This is a genomic window from Streptomyces sp. NPDC050145 (assembly GCF_044460245.1).
GTDB lineage: Bacteria > Actinomycetota > Actinomycetes > Streptomycetales > Streptomycetaceae > Streptomyces.
Genome location: NZ_JBITJS010000001.1, coordinates 263,656 through 278,435, shown reverse-complemented (window position 1 = coordinate 278,435; position 14,780 = coordinate 263,656). Strand labels below are relative to the sequence as shown.

The 14,780-nt window shown below is 73.8% G+C and carries 16 protein-coding genes; 11 read left to right on the top strand and 5 right to left on the bottom strand.

The window, feature by feature from the left end; translation table 11 throughout:
* Nucleotides 1–144 precede the first annotated feature (144 nt).
* Nucleotides 145–639 carry a hypothetical protein gene (locus ACIBTU_RS01345; RefSeq protein ID WP_399123805.1) on the bottom strand — a complete coding sequence of 165 codons (495 nt, stop codon included), beginning with the start codon at nucleotides 637–639 and terminating at the stop codon, nucleotides 145–147.
* A 235-nt stretch (nucleotides 640–874) separates the two neighbouring features.
* On the opposite strand from ACIBTU_RS01345, the gene ACIBTU_RS01340 reads away from it, so the two are divergent.
* Nucleotides 875–1,618 carry a Clp protease N-terminal domain-containing protein gene (locus ACIBTU_RS01340; protein WP_399123804.1) on the top strand — a complete coding sequence of 248 codons (744 nt, stop codon included), beginning with the start codon at nucleotides 875–877 and terminating at the stop codon, nucleotides 1,616–1,618.
* 93 nt (nucleotides 1,619–1,711) lie between these two features.
* Complete coding sequence (gene pgm / locus ACIBTU_RS01335; protein WP_399123803.1) at nucleotides 1,712–3,334, top strand: phosphoglucomutase (alpha-D-glucose-1,6-bisphosphate-dependent); 1,623 nt, start codon at nucleotides 1,712–1,714, stop codon at nucleotides 3,332–3,334.
* A 1-nt stretch (nucleotide 3,335) separates the two neighbouring features.
* Here pgm and ACIBTU_RS01330 read toward each other — a convergent pair whose 3' ends face one another.
* Entirely contained in the window at nucleotides 3,336–4,046 is a 711-nt protein-coding gene (locus ACIBTU_RS01330) for a phosphonatase-like hydrolase (protein WP_399123802.1), read from the bottom strand.
* A complete protein-coding gene (locus tag ACIBTU_RS01325) occupies nucleotides 4,043–4,834 on the bottom strand; it encodes a GntR family transcriptional regulator (RefSeq protein WP_399123801.1) in 792 nt (263 codons plus the stop codon). Before ACIBTU_RS01325 ends, ACIBTU_RS01330 begins: the two co-directional genes overlap by 4 nt.
* A 128-nt stretch (nucleotides 4,835–4,962) precedes the next feature.
* On the opposite strand from ACIBTU_RS01325, the gene ACIBTU_RS01320 reads away from it, so the two are divergent.
* Nucleotides 4,963–6,147 (top strand): TIGR03364 family FAD-dependent oxidoreductase, encoded by a 1,185-nt coding sequence (locus ACIBTU_RS01320; RefSeq protein WP_399123800.1) that lies wholly within the window; start codon nucleotides 4,963–4,965, stop codon nucleotides 6,145–6,147.
* Nucleotides 6,148–6,248: 101 nt separating this feature from the next.
* Nucleotides 6,249–6,632, top strand: a complete 384-nt coding sequence (locus ACIBTU_RS01315; RefSeq protein WP_399123799.1) for a VOC family protein — start codon at nucleotides 6,249–6,251, stop codon at nucleotides 6,630–6,632.
* A gap of 59 nt (nucleotides 6,633–6,691) precedes the next feature.
* On the opposite strand, the gene ACIBTU_RS01310 is transcribed toward ACIBTU_RS01315, so the two are convergent.
* Both ACIBTU_RS01310 and ACIBTU_RS01305 read right to left on the bottom strand, forming a co-directional pair.
* The gene (locus ACIBTU_RS01310) at nucleotides 6,692–7,033 is read right to left on the bottom strand and encodes a VOC family protein (RefSeq protein ID WP_399123798.1); all 342 of its coding nucleotides are present in this window, start codon (nucleotides 7,031–7,033) and stop codon (nucleotides 6,692–6,694) included.
* 34 nt (nucleotides 7,034–7,067) lie between these two features.
* On the bottom strand, nucleotides 7,068–7,304 hold the full coding sequence (locus ACIBTU_RS01305) for a hypothetical protein (RefSeq protein ID WP_188335249.1): 237 nt from the start codon (nucleotides 7,302–7,304) through the stop codon (nucleotides 7,068–7,070).
* 111 nt (nucleotides 7,305–7,415) lie between these two features.
* Here ACIBTU_RS01305 and ACIBTU_RS01300 point away from each other — a divergent pair, with 111 nt between their 5' ends.
* The 7 genes from ACIBTU_RS01300 (at nucleotide 7,416) to ACIBTU_RS01270 (ending at nucleotide 14,768) form a co-directional block, all read left to right on the top strand.
* A complete protein-coding gene (locus ACIBTU_RS01300; protein WP_399123797.1) occupies nucleotides 7,416–7,865 on the top strand; it encodes a pyridoxamine 5'-phosphate oxidase family protein in 450 nt (149 codons plus the stop codon).
* Between the two features lie 96 nt (nucleotides 7,866–7,961).
* Nucleotides 7,962–9,116, top strand: coding sequence for a dihydrofolate reductase family protein (locus tag ACIBTU_RS01295; protein WP_399123796.1), 1,155 nt, complete (start codon nucleotides 7,962–7,964; stop codon nucleotides 9,114–9,116).
* A 97-nt stretch (nucleotides 9,117–9,213) separates the two neighbouring features.
* Nucleotides 9,214–9,660 (top strand): SPW repeat protein, encoded by a 447-nt coding sequence (locus ACIBTU_RS01290; RefSeq protein WP_399123795.1) that lies wholly within the window; start codon nucleotides 9,214–9,216, stop codon nucleotides 9,658–9,660.
* Between the two features lie 284 nt (nucleotides 9,661–9,944).
* Nucleotides 9,945–10,400 (top strand): protein phosphatase, encoded by a 456-nt coding sequence (locus ACIBTU_RS01285; protein ID WP_399123794.1) that lies wholly within the window; start codon nucleotides 9,945–9,947, stop codon nucleotides 10,398–10,400.
* A gap of 137 nt (nucleotides 10,401–10,537) precedes the next feature.
* Nucleotides 10,538–12,508 (top strand): tetracycline resistance ribosomal protection protein Otr(A), encoded by a 1,971-nt coding sequence (gene otr(A), locus ACIBTU_RS01280; RefSeq protein ID WP_399123793.1) that lies wholly within the window; start codon nucleotides 10,538–10,540, stop codon nucleotides 12,506–12,508.
* A 585-nt stretch (nucleotides 12,509–13,093) separates the two neighbouring features.
* Nucleotides 13,094–13,783: a HEAT repeat domain-containing protein gene (locus ACIBTU_RS01275; RefSeq protein ID WP_399123792.1), complete on the top strand. Its 690-nt coding sequence runs from the start codon at nucleotides 13,094–13,096 to the stop codon at nucleotides 13,781–13,783.
* Nucleotides 13,770–14,768 (top strand): MerR family transcriptional regulator, encoded by a 999-nt coding sequence (locus ACIBTU_RS01270; RefSeq protein WP_399123791.1) that lies wholly within the window; start codon nucleotides 13,770–13,772, stop codon nucleotides 14,766–14,768. The genes ACIBTU_RS01275 and ACIBTU_RS01270 overlap by 14 nt, the downstream gene beginning before the upstream one ends.
* Nucleotides 14,769–14,780: the final 12 nt, after the last annotated feature.

Sequence of the window (14,780 nt, the reverse complement as noted above, 5' to 3'; positions counted from 1 at the left end):
GAATCAGTGGCCGGAAGTGACGTACTCCGGGCGCGAGGGGCCGTACGCATGCCGGACACCGAAGTTCGGAATACGACCACTGGCGCGATCTTGTCGACGGAACTACGGCCGGATGACTATGGCCGGACGGCTGCGCGGCGATCGCTACGGCCGGCTCTCCGCGGTCGGCAGGCGCTCGCCACAGCGCGAGCAGTAGCGCGCGGCGGAGTCCTCGGTCACGCGGCCGCACTCCGCGCAGACCCGGGGCAGCAGGCACGGCGCCTCGCCGCCCTCCGCCGTCACGGCGCTCGGGGCGCGGCGGATCGTCATGCCGGGGCGGCGGCGGTGGGCGGTGAGGTAGACGAGGCCGTCGGGGCCCGAGCTCACGGCTCGCTGTTCGCCGCGCGGGACGAAGGCGAGGACGCCGGGGGCCAACTCCTCGTCGGCGTCCGCCCGATGGAGCGTGCCGCCTCCGGCGACCACGAGGAGGAGTACGTCCAGGTCCGCCTCGACGTGGGCGGTGCCACGCGTGTCCGGGCGCAGCCGGATCATGTTCGCGTCCAGTTGGCGGGCCGCGCCCTCCAGGCGCCACAGGGCGCCGGTCGCGTCCGATGCGGCGGTGGCCAGTACGTCGGTGAGGGTGACGTGGGCGGCGGGCATCGTTCTCGTTCCTCCCTGAGGGTCGACGGGTCGGCAGCCTACGCGGGGGGGCGGGTCCGGTTCGGCGCCGTAGCTCCGCCTCTTCGTCGCCGACCGACGGCCGGTGGGGGCTGGTCGCGCAGTTCCCCGCGCCCCTGAAATGCAGACCCTTCGGGTCGCATTTCCCCGATCACCTCCCGAAGCAGAGTGTCAACTGAAGGTTGACACCCCCGCACTGTCAACCTAGGGTTGCCTCATGACGAATCCGGTCGGCATGAATCAGCCCGTACGCCTCGACGACCTGATCGAGGCCATCAAGAACGTCCACACCGACGCCCTCGAACAACTCCAGGACGCGGTGCTCGCCGCAGACCACCTCGGCGACATCGCCGACCACCTGATCGGCCACTTCGTCGACCAGGCCCGCCGCTCCGGCGCCTCCTGGACGGACATCGGCAAGAGCATGGGAGTCACCCGGCAGGCGGCGCAGAAGCGCTTCGTGGCGAAGGGCTCCGAGGGCGACCTCGACCCGCAGCAGGGCTTCAACCGCTACACCCCGCGGGCGCGCAACGTCGTCGTCGCCTCGCAGAACGAGGCGAAGGCCGGCGGTCACAGCTCCATCGGCACGGCCCACCTGCTGCTCGGGCTGCTGCACGAGCCGGACGGCCTCGGCGCCAAGGCGATCCGCGCGCAGGGCGTCCTGCTCGACACCGTGCGGCAGGCGGCGACGGCGGCGTTGCCGGAGGGCGGCGACGACGTCCCCGCGCTCATCCCGTTCGACGCGGACGCCAAGAAGGCGCTGGAGCTGACGTTCCGTGAGGCGCTGCGCCTCGGGCACAACTACGTCGGCACCGAGCACATCCTGCTCGCACTCCTGGAGCAGGCGAACGGCACCGGCGTGCTCGCCGAACTCGGCATCACCAAGGAGGCGTCCGAGGCCGACATCGCCCGGGTCCTGGAGCAGTACGCGCAGGACGCTCAGGAAGGGTCCGAAGGCTGACGGTCCGTCCGGTCCGGTGGCCGCGCGCCGCCGGACCGGACACGTCGCCGGGCGTCCAGGTCCCGCCCATGCCGCGGATGGGAGACTGCTCCCATGACTGACCGCTCTGGAACCCCCGCCCGGCCGGACGACCTCGTCGACCTCGACGAGCTGATCGACGCCTATTACACGAGGGAGCCCGACGTCACGCGCCCCGAGCAGCGTGTCGTCTTCGGCACGAGTGGCCATCGCGGCTCCAGCCTCGACGGCGCCTTCAACGAGAAGCACATCGCCGCGATCACGCAGGCCATCGTCGAACACCGCACGGCCGAGGGCATCACGGGCCCGCTGTTCATCGGCCCGGACACGCACGCCCTGTCCCGGCCCGCGCTGAAGACCGCCCTCGGCGTGCTGAGCGCGCACGGGGTGCGGGTGCTGGCCGACGCGCACGACGGTTTCGTGCCGACGCCCGCGCTGAGCCACGCGATCCTGCGCTGGAACGCGACGGGGCCCGCCGACCGCGCCGACGGCATCGTGATCACGCCGAGCCACAACCCGCCGCGCGACGGCGGCTTCAAGTACAACCCGCCGAACGGCGGTCCCGCCGACTCGACGACCACCTCGTGGATCGCGGACCGCGCCAACGAGCTGCTGGAGGACCCCGCGTGGTCCCCCCGCTCGGACGCCGAGCCGGCCTGGGAGCCGTACGACTTCCGTGAGCACTACGTCGCGGACCTGAGGAACATCGTGGACGTGGAGGCGATCCGGGCGGCCGGGGTGCGCGTGGGCGCCGATCCGCTGGGCGGCGCGAGCGTCGACTACTGGGCGCGGATCGCCGAGATGTACGGGCTCGACCTCACAGTGGTGAACCCCGAGGTCGATCCGACGTGGCGCTTCATGACACTGGACTGGGACGGCAAGATCCGGATGGACCCGTCCTCGGCGCCCGCCATGGCCTCGGTCCTCGCCCGGAGGGACGACTACGACCTGCTGACCGGCAACGACGCGGACGCCGACCGGCACGGCATCGTCACCCCGGACGCGGGCCTGATGAACCCGAACCACTATCTGGCCGTCGCGATCCACTACCTGTTCACGCACCGGCCCGACTGGTCGGCGTCGGCGGCCGTCGGCAAGACGCTGGTCTCCAGCGCCGTCATCGACAGGATCGCCGCCTCGCTCGGGCGTGAACTGGTGGAGGTGCCGGTCGGGTTCAAGTGGTTCGTGCCCGGACTGGTCGACGGCTCGGTGGCGTTCGGCGGCGAGGAGAGCGCCGGCGCGAGCTTCGTACGCACGGACGGCACGGTCTGGACGACGGACAAGGACGGCATCCTGCTGGCCCTGCTCGCCGCCGAGATCACCGCCGTCACCGGGAAGACGCCGTCGGCCTACTACGCGGAACTCGCGGCCGAGCACGGGGCGTCCGGCGCCGCCTACGCCCGGATCGACGCCAAGGCGACCAAGGAGCAGAAGGCCCGCCTGGCGAAGCTCACAGGGGACGCGATCACCGCGGACACCCTCGCGGGCGAGCCGATCACGGCCCGCCTGTCCGAGGCACCGGGCAACGGCGCGGCGATCGGCGGCGTGAAGGTGGCCACGGAGAACGCGTGGTTCGCGGCGCGGCCCAGCGGCACGGAGGACGTCTACAAGATCTACGCCGAGTCCTTCCGCGGGGCCGAGCACCTCGCCCAGGTGCAGGCCGAGGCGCAGGCCATCGTGGACGCGGCGCTGGCGTAGGTCAGGCGCGGGCGGTCTCGGGCAGGCCGGGGACGTCCGCGACGCTGTCCAGGACGTGGGAGTGCGGGTGGGCCTCGAGCTGCTCACGGGTCAGCTGACCGGTGAGCACGCCCACCACGACCCCGGCGCCCGCGTTCGTCCCCGCCTCCAGGTCGACGGCGGTGTCCCCGGCGACGAGCACCCGGCGCACGTCGACGACGCCGGCCTTCTCCATGGCGCGGTGGATCATGTACGGGGCCGGGCGGCCGCGGAGCACCTCGTCGGAGGTCACGACGGCGTCGAGGTTGCCGCCCTCGCCGGTGGCCCAGCCGAGCGACTCCAGCAGCGGCAGGGCCACGTCGTCGCTGAAGCCCGTGGTGAGCGCGACCTTGATGCCGCGGGCGCGCAGCTCGGCGAGCGCCTTGTCGGCCTGCGCGATCGGCTCCGGCGGCGTCTTCGCGTAGGCCTCGCGCAGATACGCGCGGAACACCTCGTACTGGCGCTCCACGAGCGCGGCGTCGGGCGTGCCGCCGCCGATGCGGACGAGCGCGGCGATGGCCTCGCGCTTGTCGGTGCCCATCCAGGTCTGCAGGTCGGTCGCGGCGACGGACGCTCCGGTCGTCTCGACGGCGTGGCGCAGCGCCTCGTACACGGCGCCGTGCTCCTCGACGGTGGTGCCGGCCATGTCGAAGACGGCGAGCTCGATCGCGGGGGCGGGGGTCTGGGCGGTCACTCGGTTTCCTCACTGGTGGTTCGGTGCGGTGCGGCGTCGGAGGGGTCGCGTCCGGCGACGGTGCGGCCCCCGACGGTGTTCTCGATGGTGAAGGTGGCCATGGCGGGCAGGTAGCGGTCGTCCGCGTACTCGACGGGGGTGCCGTCGCGGGTGTGGGCGAGCCGGCGGACGCGCAGCAGCGGCTGCCCGGCCTCGATGCCGAGGAGTCCGGCGTCCTCGGGTCCGGCCGCGATGGCGTCGATGGTGTGCCGGGCGTGGTGCAGGTCGACCCCGCGCGAGGTCAGGGCCTCGTAGACGGATCCGGCGTCCGGGTCGACGGCGAACAGGTGCAGGCCGGCGTCGAGGACGAACGTGGAGCGCTCGATCATGGCGGGCACCCCGTCGAGGTGCCGGACCCGGACCAGGTCGACGACGGGCGCGCCCTCGTCCAGGCCGAGCCGGCCCGCGACGTCGGGCAGGGCGCGGCGGCGGGCCACCTCGACGGTGTACTGGCCCGGGGTGCGCCCGATGGAGTGCGCCCACTGGGTGAACGACATCAGGGACGCGAACGGCTGCGAGGGCGCGATCCTGCGGGCCACCGGCGGCCGGCCGCGCCCGCCCACGAGGTGGCCCTCGGCGCGCAGTTGGGCCAGCGCCTGGCGCACGGGTCCGCGCGAGGTGCCGAACTCCTCGCACAGTTGCGCCTCGGTCGGCACGGGCTGCCCCTCGGGCCACTCCCCCGACGCGATCCGCCGCCGGAACTCGGCCCCGAGCCGCTGGTGCAGCGGCCCGTCATCACTTGTCTTCACAACACGAAGTCTCGCAGCCCGGCACCCGACGAATCAAGGTGGGGCCTGGCGGCCGTCCGGTAAACAGTCGGGAAACTTGTATAGACAACACTTGCCCGGGGCGCGGGTCGGTCCGCAGGGTGGTCGGCATGAGCATCGCAACCGCACCCACTCCCGCCCGCTCCTCCCTGCCGGGCACCCGCTCCGATCTCGTGGTCGTCGGCGCGGGCATCGTCGGTCTCGCCCACGCCGTCGAGGCGGTCCGGCGCGGACTGAGCGTCACGATCGTCGAGCGGGACCTGCGGCCGGTCGGCGCGTCCGTCCGCAACTTCGGGCACTGCTGCGTCACGGCCCAGCGCGGCGAGCTGCTCGATCTGGCGCGGCGGTCCCGGACCGGATGGCTGGACGCCGCCGCCGAGGCCGGACTCTGGGCCCCGGAGGCGGGCGCGCTCGTCGTGGCCAGGTCCGCGACCGAGCTGGCCGTCCTGGAGGAGCTGCGCGACGAGCGGGGCACCGACGCGGTCCGGATGCGCACGCGCGACGAGGTGGCCGACGCGCTCGGCCGCTCCGCCGACGGACGCGACGACCTGGTCGGCGGCGCCGTACTCCCCGCCGACCTGCGGGTGAACCCGCGGGAGGCGGCGCCGAAGCTCGCCGCGTGGCTCGCCGCGCAGTCCGGTGTACAGATCGCGTGGGGCACGAACGTCGTCGGCGTCGAGAGCGGCACCGTGCACACCAGCCGCGGCCCGGTGCACGGCGACCAGATCCTGCTCTGCGTCGGCCACGACCTGGACCGGCTGCGCCCGGCCGAGGCGGAGGCCCACGGCATCCAGCGCTGCCGTCTGTCGATGGCCCGGATAGTGGCGCCGGCCGGATTCCGCGGCGACGCCGCGGTCCTCACCGCGACCTCAATGCTGCGCTACGACGGCTTCACCGCGATGCCGTCCGCGGCCGCACTGCGGGAGGAAGTGAGCGGGCACAGCGCGGAGTTGCTCGACATCGGCGCCAACGTGATGTTCACGCGCCTGCCCGACGGCACGGTCCTGGTCGGCGACTCGCACGCGTACGACACGACGGAGATCCCCTTCCAGGACGAGGCGACGAACCGTCTGCTGCTGCGCGAGGCGGCCCGGGTCCTCGGTGTCGACCCGGCCGGGGTGCGGGTGACCGAGCGCTGGCAGGGGGTCTACGCGAGCAGCGAGCGCGGCCCGCTCCTGGTCCGTGACCTCGCCCCGGGCGTGCGGGCCGTGACGGTGACGTCCGGGATCGGCATGACGCTGTCCTTCGGCCTGGCGGCGGCGACCTTCGACGGGGCGCTGCGAACAACTGTGTGACCGGCGTGGCGGGCGGGTTACGATCGAGACAGCATCGCGTGCCGGTCACCGTCCGGGTGAGGCATGGAGGTGCCGGAGTTGCCTTCTGGAGGCAATCCATCGTGGCAGTACATCTCAATCACACCATCGTCCACTCCCGGGACAACCGGGAGTCCGCCGAGTTCCTGGCAGGCGTTCTCGGGCTCGTCGCCGGGGACGGATGGGGTCCTTTCATCCCGCTCGAACTCAGCAACGGCGTGACGCTCGACTTCGCGACCGTCCCGGCCGACTCGATCGTCACCCAGCACTACGCCTTCCTCGTCACCGAGGAGGAGTTCGACGGGATCTTCCGGCGGATCCGGGAAGCCGGGATCACGTACTACGCCGATCCGCATCTCAGGCAGCCCGGCGAGATCAACCACAACGACGGGGGCCGCGGGGTCTACTTCCTGGACCCGGCGGGTCACGGGATGGAAGTCATCACGCGCCCGTACGGCGGGTTCTGAGCGATCGGGTCGAAGGGCGGGGCCGCACCCCTCGGGGTGCGGCCCCGCCCGTGCCCGGGTCAGTCCTGGAGCACGCCGAACACGTTCCCGTCGGCGTCCTTGAGTTTCGCCACCCGCCGGGTGCCGCCCACCTCGGTCACGTCCTGGACGACCTCCGCGCCCCGGGCGACCAGGGACTCGACCGACTTGGTGATGTCGTCCACGGTCCAGAAGCCGACCGGTGCGGTCATGCCGCTCTTGTGCCCGTTGGGATCGAGCCCGAAATGCTGTCCGGCGACCTCGAAGCCCACGTAGTACGGCTCGTCGACGGCGGGCTGCACGCCGAGCAGTTCCGTGTAGAGGGCCTTGGCCGCGTCGAGATCCCGTACGGGCGTGATGACGGTCTTCTGACCGGTGGTCATGAAACGCTCCTTCGCGAGTTCTTCGAGATCCGTGTCAGCTGAAGTCCGTCATGTGGAGCACGAGGAACACCGTGCCCACGACCAGTGAGGCCGCACCCAGCAACCCCAGTGCCAGTGCCGTACGGCGTGCCGGGCGGCAGGCCAGTTCGGCGTCCTCCTGGCGGACCGAGGCCGAACAGGGCAGCACCGCGAGACCGTACGTCACCAGTCCGGCCGTGCCGACCGTGAGGCCGAGTCCGAGCCATGTCACACCTGCGGACATAAGGGACATGTCTAAGATTCTGGGCCCGCCTCGGCGATCTCGCACTTCCGCCACATGCGTTACCCGAGCACCACCGGTACAACGGGAGGGACAGCACCGTCCCACGGCCGAGGGAGGCCCATGCCGCTCACGCCGGAGCAGCGCGAAGAGTTCCTCGCCGGGACGCGTCCCGCGTGCCTCGCGGTCGACGCCCGCGAGGGACGCGGCCCGCTCAACGTCCCGATCTGGTACGCCTACCGGCCCGGCGGCGGCCCGTTCACCTTCGTCACCGGCAGCGACAGCCGCAAGGCGCGCCTGCTGGCCGCCGCGGGCCGGGCCACGCTGCTCGTGCAGCGCGTCGAACCCACGTTCCGGTACGTGTCGGCGGAGGGCCCGGTGCGACTGCGCACGGCGACGGCCGAGGACATCGCGGCGATCGTCGGCCGGTATCTGGCCCCGGACGTGGTGGCCACGTACACCGACAACGCGCTGCGCGGCTTCGGACCCGAGGGCGTGGCCCTGGTGGAGCTGCTGCCCGAGCACTGGCTGAGCGCGGACATCGGGGCGAGCCGGACCCATCCCCCCGCCTGAGCGCCGGGCCGCCCTCTCCTCTCTCCCCTCTCCCCTGCCCCGAGTCCCGGTCTCGATAGGCTCGCTCTCCACGTCCTTCCTGGTCACGGAGCCGCCATGTCCCGCCCCCACGTGCTGCTGTCCGCCGCCGTCTCGCTCGACGGCTGTCTCGACAACACCGGCCCGGAGCGGCTGCTGCTGTCCGGCCCCGAGGACTTCGACCGGGTCGACGCCCTGCGCGCGGAGAGCGACGCGGTGCTCGTCGGGGCGGGCACCCTGCGCGCCGACCGGCCCCGGCTGCTCGTCAACTCGGAGCCGCGGCGCGCCCGGCGGGTCGCGGAGGGCCGCCCCGCGTACCCGCTCAAGGTGACCGTGAGCGGGTCCGGCGACCTCGACCCGGCGGATCCCTTCTGGACGACGGGCGGCGACCGGCTCGTCTACACGACGGACGCGGGCGCCGGGCCGGCGCGGGCCCGGCTCGGCGCGGCCGCCGAGGTCGTGGCCCTGGGCCCGGCCGTCGACTGGGCGGCGCTCCTCGACGACCTGGGCGGGCGCGGGGTGCTGCGGCTGATGGTCGAGGGCGGGGCGCGGGTGCACACGCGGCTGCTGCGGCTCGGCCTCGCGGACGAACTGCGGCTGGCCGTGGCCCCGCTGGTCGTGGGCGAAGCGGACGCGCCGCGCCTGTTCGGACCCGGCGACTACCCCGGCGGACCGCGCAGCCGGATGCGGGTGCTCGGCACCGAGCAGGTCGGGGACATGATCGTGACGCGGTACGCGCCCACGGTCCCGGGGAACACGGCGCGGGCCACCCCGGCGGACCGGCACTGGCTGCGGATCGCCTGCGACCTGGCGACGCTGTGCCCGCCGTCCCGGACGGCCTTCAGCGTGGGCGCGGTCGTCGTGGCCGCGGACGGCACCGAGCTGGCCCGCGGCTACTCGCGCGAGGGCGGCGACCCGACCGTGCACGCCGAGGAGGCGGCCCTCGCCAAGCTGGCCGGCGACGAGCCGCGCCTGACCGGGGCCACCGTCTACAGCAGCCTGGAGCCCTGCGGCCGGCGGGCCTCGCGACCGAAGCCGTGCGCCCGGCTGATCGTGGAGGCGGGGGCGGGCCGGGTGGTGACCGCGTGGCGCGAACCGGACACGTTCGTGCCCGGCGCGGACGGGATCGGGGTGCTCGCCGCGGCGGGCATCGCGGTCGCGGAGGTGCCCGAGCTCGCCGAGGCCGCCATGATCCCCAACAATCACCTGGTCAACCCGGGTACACATAAATAACAAATAAGCGCAGAATGGATATGCGCGGCTCTGCCGTCCCGACGGTCGGCCCCACCGCGCGACGCGGTCGGACTCGGTGAAAGAGGAGTCGATTTCCATGGCCGACGTTTCCCATCACAGGGGCGATCTCTCGAGTCACCCCGACGTACACGAAATGCGGGACCGGTACGCACGTATGCTCGGTGGCCGCCAAAGCGCGCTCGTGGACGGGCCGGTGTTCCTGCTCGGCCTCTACTGCGCCATCTCCCCCTGGGTCGTGCACTTCACCGCCAACCAGCCCGTCCTCGCGTCGCACAACCTCGTCATGGGGATCGCGATCGCGCTGCTGGGCCTGGGCTTCACGGTCGCACCTGCCCGGATGTCCGGCCTCAGCGCGGCCATCTGCGCGATGGGCGTGTGGATGATCATCTCCCCCTGGGTCGTGGGTGACAGCCCCGACCGCGGCGTGATCATCAACAACGTCATCATCGGCGGCCTCGCGGTGCTGCTGGGCCTGGCGTGTGTCGGCGTCGCGATGAAGAGCGGTCGCGACACCACGACCTAGGCCCGGGCGGGCGAACCAGGACACGCACCCGATCGCCACACCCGATTCCATCCCCACTCACGGATCCCACGCACTGATCCCACCATCACGGATCCCTCTCACGGACGGAGAACCTGCGGGGGGGGGGGGGGGGGGGGGGGGGGGGGGGGGGGGGGGGGGCCGCCCCCCCGCCCGGGGCCCCCGCGCCCCGCCCCCCCCCCCCCCCCCCCCCCCCCCCCCCCCCCCCCCCCCCCCCCCCCCCCGTACCCGCCCCTCGGCCCCGGGCCCCGCTCTAGGCTGGCCGCATGGTGACCGAGGACCCCCACAAGTTCTGGGACGCGGACGCTCCCGGTGTGCTGCGGCTGCCGTCCGGCCGGTTCGTGCGCGGGCGCGGCCTGCGCCACGCACTCCCGGCGGGCCCCCTGCCCGCGTACGGCGTCTACCTGCTCGGCGCGCCGCCGGAGCCCGTGGACTGGGAGTCCGACTGGCTGCGCTGGCCCGACTTCCGCCTCCCCGCCGATCCGGCCCGCACCCGCGCCGTGCTGAGCGACGTGCTGCGCCGGTGCTCCGGCGAGCGGGTCGAGCTCGCCTGCCTGGGCGGGCGCGGCAGGACGGGGACGGCGCTCGCCTGTCTGGCGGTCCTGGACGGCGTGCCCTCGGACGAGGCCGTCGCGTACGTGCGCCGGCACTACGACCCCCGTGCGGTGGAGACGCCCTGGCAGAAGCGGTACGTACGGAAGTTCGGCGCCCCGCGAAAATGACTTGCGGCCCGCCCCTGTCCTTCGGGCACCATGGGCCGGTCATCGACCCCGCTTGATCTGGAGCACCCGAATGCGCCGATTCCTCGAAGCAGTTCAGCGCCCCCGCCGGACGAACACTTTCGAGGACTCGACCTTCCATGCAGCCCCAGCAGCTCCGCTCCACCCTGAACATCGGGATCGTCGCCCACGTCGACGCCGGTAAGACCAGCCTCACCGAGCGGCTCCTGTTCGACACGGGTGCCATCGACCGGCTCGGCAGCGTCGACGCCGGGGACACCCGCACCGACACCGGCGCCATCGAGCGGCAGCGCGGCATCACGATCCGCTCCGCCGTCGCGTCGTTCACCGTCGGCGACACCCGCATCAATCTCATCGACACCCCGGGGCACAGCGACTTCATCGCCGAGGTCGAGCGCGCGCTCGACGTGCTCGACGGGGCCGTCCTGCTCGTCTCGGCGGTGGAGGGCGTGCAGGCCCAGACCCGCCTGCTCCTCAAGACGCTGCGGCGGCTCGGCCTGCCCACGCTGATCTTCGTCAACAAGGTCGACCGGGCCGGGGCGCGGATCGCCCCGCTGCTCGACGACATCCGGCGGCGGCTCACGCCGCACGTGGTGCCGCTGGCGGACGTGCGCGCGGAGGGGACCCCGGGTGCCCGCGTCGTGGCCCGCTCGCTCGACGACCCGGCGGTGCGGGAGGCCGCCGCGCTGACCCTCGCGGAGGTCGACGACGACCTGCTCGCCGCGCTCGTCGACGGGCCCGCGCCGAGCGCCGCGACCGTCCGCGCGACGCTCGCGGCACGGACCGCGCAGGGCCGGGTCCATCCGCTGCTGCTCGGCTCCGCGCTCGGCGGACAGGGAGTCGGCCAACTCCTGGCCTCTGTACGCGAGTTCCTGCCGCCCGCGCCGGTCGCGGAGACCGGTGACGGCCCCTCCGGCACGGTGTTCGCCGTGCACCGGGGGCCCGCCGGTGAGCGTATCGCCCATCTGCGGATGTACGAGGGCGAGGTGCGGGCCCGCCAGGACGTGACGCTGCTGCGGGCCGACGCGGACGGGGGCACCGAGCGCCGGCCGGGGCGGATCACCGGGCTGCGGGTCGTCGGGGCGCAGGCCGGGTCCGGCGACCGTCCGGCGGTCGCCGGGCCGGGGCAGATCGCCGAGGTGCGCGGGCTGCACGGGGTCCGGGTCGGGGACCGGCTCGGGGCGCCGCGGGCCGGGCGGGTGCGCTTCGCTCCGCCGACGCTCGAATCGGTCGTACGGGCGGTCCGGCCCGGTCAGGGGGCGGCCCTGCGGGCCGCGCTCCTCGATCTGGCCGACCAGGATCCGCTGATCCACGCGCGGGCCGCCGACGACGGCGCGACCGCGCTGCTCCTGTACGGGGAGGTGCAGAAGGAGGTGCTCGCGGCCACGCTGGCGCAGGAGTTCGGCATCGAGACCGTCTTCGAGCCGAGCCGGATCCGGTGCGTGGAGCGGCCCGTCGGGATCGGTGCGGCGGTCGAGGAGATGGGGCCGGACAGCACGACTCCGCTGCCCGCGACCGTCGGGCTGCGGGTCGCGCCGGGGCCGCGGGGCTCCGGGCGCGTCTTCTCGTACGAGACGGAGCTCGGGGCGCTCCCCCGGGCCTTTCACCAGGCGATCGCCGACACGGTGGAGAGCGTGCTGGCGGGGCGGGGCGGGCCGCACGGCTGGCCCGTGACGGACTGCCGGGTCACCTTGACGCACTCGGGCTTCAACTCGGTGCTGAGTGTGGCCGGGGACTTCCGCGTGGTCACGGAGCTGGTGGTGCGGCGGGCGCTGGAGCGGGCCGGGACGGGGGTGTTCGAGCCGGTGCACACCTTCGAGGTGGAGGTACCGCTGAACGCACTGGCCCCGGTGACCGGCCTGCTGGCCGGCCTCGGTGCCTCGTTCCGGGAAACCGTCGGGGGCCGGGATTCATGGGTCGTCCGGGGAGAGATGGTGGCTCGACGAGTACGGGAGACCGAGGTGGCACTGCCCGGACTCACGCGCGGCGAGGGCGTGTGGTGGTCCCGCGTCTCGGCCGACCGGGCCGTGGACATCCGCACAGCGGGCACCGGCCCCGGCCTCCCTCCTCGGACACCGGCCGCACCGTAACCGGTGGGGTGAGGGGGGTGTGGTCGTCCCGCGACTCGGGGGCGGAGCGTGATCGTCCCGCCTCCCGGCGACCGAGGCGTGGGCGTCCGCTTCGCCGGCAGCGGCCCCGGCCTTCCTCCTCGGACACCGGCCGCACCGTGACCGACGGGGTGAGGGGGGTGTGGTCGTCCCGCGACTCGGGGGGGGCGGAGCATGATCGTCCCGCCCCCCGGCGACCGAGGCGTGGGCGTCCGCTTCGCCGGCAGCGCCTCCGGGCCGGACACCAGCCGCACCGGGATCCATGGATGAGGGGCGGAGTCCCGCGTCTCCGGGGGCGGGACCCCGACCTCCACCGGCCCCGACCGGGGCGCCGGCCTCCGTACCGCGGGCACCGGCCCCGACCTGCCATCCCAGACACCGGCCGCACCCTGCCCTCGAGGTGAGGGGGTTGGTCGTCCCGCCTCCCCCGCCCGGACACCGGCCGCATCCCGAACTCTGGGGCGTCGGCCCCCTCCCGCTCCTCCCGATGCCCCCGGCCGGCCGGCAGGTCCCTGTTGACCTTGACACCGTGGCAAGGTCTTCACTGCTTGCCGAGGAGGTGGTCCCATGACCACGGCACGGCGGGACACGGATGCGATGCGAGCGCTAAGGGCGCTGGAGGACGGGCGTTCGTCCGTGCGGCTGCGGGCGGCGATGGCGATCGGCTCGGCGCCCGATCCGCGCTTCGTCGGCCCGCTCGTCGAGCGGTGCGCGATCGAGCCCGAGTTCTTCGTCCGCGACATGCTGACCTGGGCGCTCACCCGCCACCCGGTGGACCTGACGCTCCCCGGGCTGCTCGGGGAGCTCCGCTCGGGGCAGGCGCAGGCGCGCAGTCAGGCACTGCATTCGCTGTCCAAGATCGGGGACCCGCGGGCCTGGCCGGCGCTCACCCGGGCCCTGCTGACCGACGCCGACGACGAGGTGGCGCGGAGCGCCTGGCGGGCCGCGGTGGTCCTCGTGCCCGAGGACGAGGTGGCCGGCCTGGCCACAGTCCTGGCGACCCAGCTCGGGCGCGGCACGCGGGAGACACAGCTGAGTTTGAGCCAGGCGCTGGTCGCCCTGGGTGAGGCGATCGTGCCGGTGCTGCAGGGCACGGCCACGATGGACGACCCGGGCGTGCGCGCCCACGCGCTCGCCACCGGGCAGTTGCTGCGCGACCCGGACGCCGGATTCGAGTCGGCGATCGAGGAGGCGCGGCGCATCGTGGCTCTCGCCGGCGCTCCCGGGACGGACAATGGGGCCCATGCTGATCGGTGAGGTGGCGAGAAGGTCCGGAGTCAGTGCCCGCATGCTCCGGCACTACGAGTCCCTGGGCCTGGTGCGGCCTTCGGGCCGTACCGGTTCCGGCTACCGGGAGTACGGCGAGCAGGACATCAGGCGCATCTTCCACATCGAGAGCCTGCGGTCCCTGGGTCTGTCGCTGCGGGAGATCGGGCGCGCGCTCGACGATCCCGGTTTCACGCCCGCGGCGCTCGTCGGCGACCTCGTGCGGCAGACCCGGGAGCGCATCGCGGCCGAGACCGAGCTGCTCACGCGGCTGCGCCGGATCGACGCCGCGGACCCGGCAGGCTGGGAGGACGTCCTCCAGGTCGTCGCCCTGCTCCAGGCCCTCGGTTCGCCGAGCGCGGACGCCCGCCAGCGCGCGGCCCTCTCCTCGGCCGGCGAGGTGCCGGTGGAGGCACTGGCCGAGGCGGCGCTGAGCGAGACGGATCCGCACGTCGCCGGCGCCCTTCGATGGGCGCTGACGCGCTCGGGCGACGGCGCCCCGGCGCTCCTCGCGAAGGGCCTCGCCTCCCCCACGGCCGCGGTCCGCGTACGCGCCGTCCAGGCTCTCGCCGAGCTGCCCGGCACCGCACCGGCCGCGCATCTGCGCGACGCTCTCGCCGACACCGACCCGGAGGTCCGCGGATACGCGGCGCTGGCGCTCGGGACACGTGGGGCGGCCGAGGCCATTCCGACGCTCGTCGACATGATCGTGGCGGGCAGGAACGACACCGATGCGGCCGACGCCCTCGGCGCGCTGGCGGGCGACACCATGACGGCCGACGGGATCGCGACGAGGATCGTCGACCGGCTCGCCGATCCCGCCACCGGGGCACCCGCGCGGGGCCGGCTGACGCAGGCGCTCGCAGGTCTCACGGGGGCGACGGCCTCGCGTGCCCTCGGGGAACTGGCGCGGGACGAGGACCCCGCGGTCGCCCTGACCGCCGCGTACCTTCTGCGGCTGCGCGCCCCGCGGTGACGGCAGGCGACT